The organism is Fischerella muscicola PCC 7414 (genome assembly GCF_000317205.1).
Classification (GTDB): Bacteria; Cyanobacteriota; Cyanobacteriia; order Cyanobacteriales; family Nostocaceae; genus Fischerella; species Fischerella muscicola.
This window is the reverse complement of record NZ_AJLK01000035.1, coordinates 48,826-54,825: the sequence shown is the minus strand read 5'-3', so window position 1 is coordinate 54,825 and position 6,000 is coordinate 48,826. Positions and strand designations below refer to the sequence as shown.

Sequence of the window (6,000 nt, the reverse complement as noted above, 5' to 3'; positions counted from 1 at the left end):
ATAATTCCCTCAGGACTAAAAACAACCGATGCAAACCAGTTTTGCCTAGCTTGGAATGTTCGGACACACTCTCCACTACCTACATCCCATAACTTCAGCGAAAAGTCATCACCGCCAGTAGCAAGCAAGGTTCCTTGGGGGTTGACGGCGTTGACATACACTGCATTGGTATGCCCTTGTAATATTCTCACACATTGCCTAGTATTTACATCCCACAGTCGCACTGTTCGTTCAATACTAGAACTAGCAAGGATATTTCCGTCACCAATAAAAGAGATTGCAAATACTCCATTTGTGTGTCCTTTGAGAACACCAACACATCTACCCTCATTTATATCCCAAAGCCTGATTGTTTGGTCTAAACTGCTACTAGCAAGTAAAGGCGAACTTTTGTTCACTCCTAGACTACTAAAGGCAACACACCTGATCCAATCAGTATGTCCTTCCAATGTTTTAATACAGCGACCAGTAGTAAAATCCCAGAGTTTCACAGTATGATCATCGCTGCCACTAGCAATGATACCTCCTGCTAGGAATTTTGGATTTGGGATTTTAGATTTTGGATTATTTGGATTGTTAAATTGTTTGTTGACTTCAGTTGGGGACATTGGGAGAAAAGCTACAGACCAGACTCCGTTAGTGTGTCCTTGAAGAATTTTGGTACATTCCCCTGTGTTGATATGCCAAATTCTGATAGTTGAATCTGTGCTACAGCTAATTAAAGTTTTACCGTCGGGTGTAAACACAACAGTACGAACTCCGCCTGTATGTCCTTGTAGAGTTTGCAAACATTGCCCACTCGTTACATCCCAAAGTTTAATTGTACAGTCTTCTCCACCAGTGGCAAGTATGCAACCATCTGGACTAAAGGCAACTCCCCAAACAATACCCGAATGGCCCTGATAACTCATCACCAGATGAGTACTAGCAACATCCCAAAGCAGAAGATAACCATCTGTGTGAGTAGTTGCCAAAGCTTTGCCATCAGGACTAAACGCTGCACCCATAGCGGTTGCAAAGGTTTTGGCAAAAACTGATTGGGATAAGTCAGCACCAGCAAAGTTAACTTGCTGGAGGGGAGTATCCTGAAGATATGCTTGCCAGATCGTTAGATGCGAGAAGTCATAACCTGTTAAGTCTGTTTGGAGGTGAGACAACAGATTAATAATGTTACCTCCCGCGTAACCTGGTTCTGGTTCAATTTGAGATGTAAGATTTGGGATTTGGGATTGAGTTCGTAAATCATTGAGAACTTGAACTAGCCTAGTTTCTATAGCTTGTTTGGTTGGCAGTGACAATAATAATTGCTCAATGACTGGTTCAAGAATGAGTTTGGTTTGGGCAAGCCGGATATAATCTTTAGCGATCGCTTTGATCAAAGCATGGCTGTTAAAAAAGATGGGGTGGTGGGGTGGTGGGGCGGTGGGGTGAGAGTTTCTCCCAATCTCCCTATCCCCCCATCTCCCAATCTCCCCCGCCACCCGCTGAATCAAATCATCTATGACATACTCCATGACTACAGGTTGGAGGGTGAATCGCACCCCAGATGAAGGGACTGATTTTTTTTCAATTAAATTGCGTCTTGCTAGTGACTCCAATGCTTCTAACAGTTTCATTGATGCTATAGATAATACCAAGTCACTACGTAATTCTGCCATCGTCACTGGTTCTCGATTGATTGCTAACCAGTACATCAAGTCTTTTTCCAGTGCCGATAGCCTTTGAAATTGCTGAGACAATAAGTCATAAATACTACTAAAAACTGTACTACCTTGAGCGAGGAATTCAGTAACATTACCAGCAAATAACTCGCCGATTGTAGTAGCAATGATTTTTAACGCTAGGGGATTACCTGCGTAGTGTTGAATCAAGTGTTGCCATTGAGTATCCGAACCGTAGAAAAAATTCTTAGTTTTGATTAATTCTAGCGCCGCGATCGCATTTAACCCTGATAATTGTATTGATCGGACTGGTAGAGTTTCACCTTCAATAGCTACGATTTGTTGGGGCTTTTCTCGACTTGTCAATACTATGCAGCTTTGATGGGCTGTTTCTCCAACAAACTGCAATAATTGTCCATAATCTTCATATCCAGCTTGGTAATGTCCGCATTGTTCCCCACTTGCCAAAATCGATTCAGCATTGTCTAGCACAATTAAACAACGATGCGATCGCAAATGTGCCATGAATTGAGAAACTAACACAGGCGTAGCAACTCTAGTTACATTGCTCAGATTTTCTGACAAATTCAGTGGTTGACCTTTAGCAAAAAAATGAAGCAAGTTACTTAGCAATTCACCCAATGGTGGACTGTTGCGGAGACTACGCCACACCACAAACTCAAATCCTGCCTGAATCTGCTGTGCTAGTTTAATTGCAAGTGTGGTTTTGCCAATTCCACCCATCCCCAACACAGCAATCAGCCGACAGTGGTCATTCACAATCCAAGACTCTAACTTACTTAGTTCCTCTGTACGACCGAAAAAAATCGAAACATCAACAGCTTCACCCCAGTCTTGATGTTGGGGTGATGGGGGGATTGGGGGATGGGGTGAGTCTCTCCCTACCTCCCCATTTCCTGCTCTGACATAATCACTTTTCGCTAACTCCAACCCAAAGCCTCTAAAGAAGTAGACAAGGGTTTGCTTATCAACTCCTTCTTCGCGTGCCAAAACTTTGGAAACAGTGAAGGGAGCAAGTTGAGTGCGGTAACTGAGTTCTTCTAGGGTAAATCTAGCTCCATCATTTTCCAGAATCTCTGCCTCATGCCTAGCCTCTTGCAGCTTTTGCCATCCTTGCAGGCTGAGGATTACACCACGTTTGCGTCTTTGCTTGTGTACTTCCATTGGCTTACAAGGCTAACCCTTGTGTCAGGATTTATTTTACTGGTTTTTAGGCAGCATATGGAATTGCTTTTAATTTTATACAACTTAATACAAGTTAACTATTATCAATTCCAGCCAGTCCTGGCATGATCAAATTAATTAACTTATCAACAAATTCTTCAGTTAAAGGAGCGTGTTTCAGTAATGTTGAGCGTGCCTAATTACGAAGAAACGATGCAATGGTATCAACAAAAGCTCGATGCAATCGTTGAATAAAAAGCAGCACAATGAGAAATCTAAAATAATGTAGCGATCGCACCAAGCATAATTCAATTATGCCAGCAACAAAACAAACCACAAAGACACAAAGCTTCGTGTCCTTTGTGCCTTTGTGGTGAGCTAATTTATTTGTTTTCTACAAAGTCGGCATCGATCACATCTTCACCGCCACCTTTGTCATTGGTGGAAGCACTACCCGCTTGGGAGTAAACAGCACTACCAATTTGCATCAAGGCTTGTTGAATATCGTTGGTGAGAGACTTCATGCGATCGTAGTTTTCACGATCAATCGCTTCACGCAGGTCTTTAATCAAGCCTTCCAAACGAGTTTTGTCGGCAGGAGGCACTTTGTCGCCCAAGTCCTTGAGCTGTTTTTCAGCTTGGTAGGCAACAGAATCTGCCGTGTTTTTGGTATCCACGCGATCGCGCCGTCTGCGATCTTCTTCGGCATTGCGTTCGGCTTCCTTCACCATCCGTTCGACTTCAGATTTATCCAGTGTGGATGCGCCGGTAATCGTGATGGATTGTTGCTTGCCAGTGGCTTTTTCTTTTGCTGAAACTGACAAAATACCATTGGCATCAATATCAAATGTCACCTCAATTTGCGGCATACCACGTGGTGCGGGCGGAATGCCATCAAGCCGGAAGTTGCCTAGACTCTTGTTGTCGGCTGCCATTTCCCGTTCTCCTTGCAGGACGTGGATTTCCACATTGGTTTGTCCATCGGCAGCGGTGGAGAAGATTTCTGATTTTTTGACTGGAATTGTGGTGTTGCGGGGAATGATTTTGGTCATCACACCGCCCAAAGTTTCCACACCCAGTGATAGGGGAGTCACATCCAACAACAAGATGTCTTTCACATCCCCTGCCAATACTCCCGCTTGAATCGCTGCACCAACGGCAACTACTTCATCGGGGTTCACACCTTGACACGGATCTTTACCTGTCATTTGCCGTACCAATTGCTGTACAGCAGGAATGCGCGTCGAACCACCGACTAATACTACTTCATCAATGTCAGCAGCCGTCAGTTTAGCATCGCGCAGAGCCTGATTGACAGGAACCCGGCAGCGATCGAGCAGGTCAGAACACATTTGCTCAAACTGCGCCCGTGTGAGGGTCATGTCTAGGTGTTTGGGGCCTTCTTGGGTTGCCGTAATAAAGGGCAGGTTGATGTTTGTTTGTGTTGCTCCTGAAAGTTCGATTTTGGCTTTTTCGGCAGCTTCCGTGAGGCGCTGCAAGGCTTGTTTATCTTTGCGCAGATCCACACCTTCGTTGCGTTGAAACTCCGTTGCTAGCCAATCGACAATTTTCTTGTCGAAGTCATCCCCACCTAAATGGGTATCACCACTGGTGGATTTTACCTCAAACACGCCATCACCTACTTCCAGAATCGAGACATCAAACGTACCGCCACCCAAGTCAAACACCAAGATGGTTTCGTTCGTTTTCTTGTCTAACCCATAGGCGAGGGCTGCGGCAGTAGGTTCGTTGATAATCCGCAATACTTCAATCCCTGCGATGCGTCCGGCATCTTTAGTAGCTTGCCGCTGAGAGTCATTGAAGTAAGCCGGAACAGTAATCACCGCCTGTTTGACGGGTTCTCCCAAATAGGTGCTGGCATCATCAACCAGTTTACGTAATACCTGAGCCGAAATTTCTTCTGGTGCAAATTGTTTGTTTTGGATGGGGCAATCTAGCTTGACATTGCCATTACTATCACGCAGAACCTTGTAGGAAACTTGTTTAGCTTCGCCCGTAATTTCGTCGTATTTGCGTCCGATGAATCGCTTCACCGAATAAAAAGTATTTTCAGGATTCATCACTGCTTGGCGTTTGGCAATTTGTCCAACCAATTTGTCGCCAGTTTTAGTGTAGGCAACCACTGATGGAGTGGTGCGGCTGCCTTCTGCGTTGGCAATGACAACGGGTTGTCCGCCTTCCATCACAGCAACGCAGGAATTTGTAGTTCCTAAATCGATTCCAACAACTTTTGCCATTGAACTCCTCCTTTCATCTGAGTTCAAGATCAAGTCGCGTAGGTAAAAACAGTAGTTGGGAGATAAGTTGATGGTACACCCATTAACCCATTAACCCATCAACCCATTCGATTAGACCTGTCTTGAAAATAGGGAACAGGGAACAGGAATTAACTTAACAGCCAACCCATAATCCATCTATGTTCCATAAGTGTACCCTGCCTTCAGCCGCCCTTACGGGCGTCTACATCGCCTTGTACGGTGTTCGTTCAATTTTGATCCCTTGTTGTGGGCAATTGCTCATGAGAACCTATAAAGTGTAGGGGAAAAAATCTTGATCCTTCACTGTGAACTATTTTGTAAGAGTTGGGGAAAGGGTAAAGCATTTTCAATCCCTTTAACCCTTTCCCTTTAGCAAGGGTTAGACGATATTCACTTTGACGACTTTATTTTTCTCGTCTTCTGCTTTTGGAAGTGTGAGTTGCAGAATACCATTTTTATACTCTGCTTTCACATTGGTATTTTCAACTCGTGCAGGAAGAGGAATCACTCGCTGGAATTTACCATAACGAAATTCGGTACGAGTCATTCCTTTTTCTTCGGTTTTAGTTTCTTCTTTGCGTTCTCCGCTAATTGAAACTGCTTCCGCAGAAACTTGTACATCAATGTCCTTTGCGTCCATTCCCGGAATTTCCAGTTTTAAATGAATCGCATCTGATGTTTCTTGTATTTCTGCTGCGGGAATAAAGTTTGTACCGATTCTTTCACCGTCTCTTGTCATTAAGCGATCAAATAAACGGTTCATATCTTGTTGTAAATTTTCAATTTCTTGGAATGGTTGCCAACGAATTAGAGCCATAGTATTTACCTCCGATTTGACTTTTGCATTATGTAATTTATTGAATTTGAACTATCTA

The 6,000-nt window shown here is 43.8% G+C and carries 3 protein-coding genes; all 3 read right to left on the bottom strand.

Annotated features, from left to right (window positions below; all coding sequences use genetic code 11):
- Positions 1 to 2,846 (bottom strand): NB-ARC domain-containing protein (locus UYI_RS0105285; RefSeq protein WP_016865635.1); only part of this gene is annotated, 2,846 nt, incomplete at its 3' end.
- 383 nt (positions 2,847 to 3,229) lie between these two features.
- Positions 3,230 to 5,104 (bottom strand): molecular chaperone DnaK, encoded by a 1,875-nt coding sequence (gene dnaK, locus UYI_RS0105280; RefSeq protein ID WP_016865634.1) that lies wholly within the window; start codon positions 5,102 to 5,104, stop codon positions 3,230 to 3,232.
- Positions 5,105 to 5,504: 400 nt separating this feature from the next.
- The gene (locus UYI_RS0105275) at positions 5,505 to 5,942 is read right to left on the bottom strand and encodes an Hsp20/alpha crystallin family protein (protein ID WP_016865633.1); all 438 of its coding nucleotides are present in this window, start codon (positions 5,940 to 5,942) and stop codon (positions 5,505 to 5,507) included.
- Positions 5,943 to 6,000: the final 58 nt, after the last annotated feature.

Excerpts from the sequence above, each read along its gene's own strand:
- UYI_RS0105275 (WP_016865633.1), bottom strand. The coding sequence starts at position 5,942 with ATGGCTCTAATTCGTTGGCAACCATTCCAAGAAATTGAAAATTTACAA.
- dnaK (WP_016865634.1), bottom strand. The coding sequence starts at position 5,104 with ATGGCAAAAGTTGTTGGAATCGATTTAGGAACTACAAATTCCTGCGTT.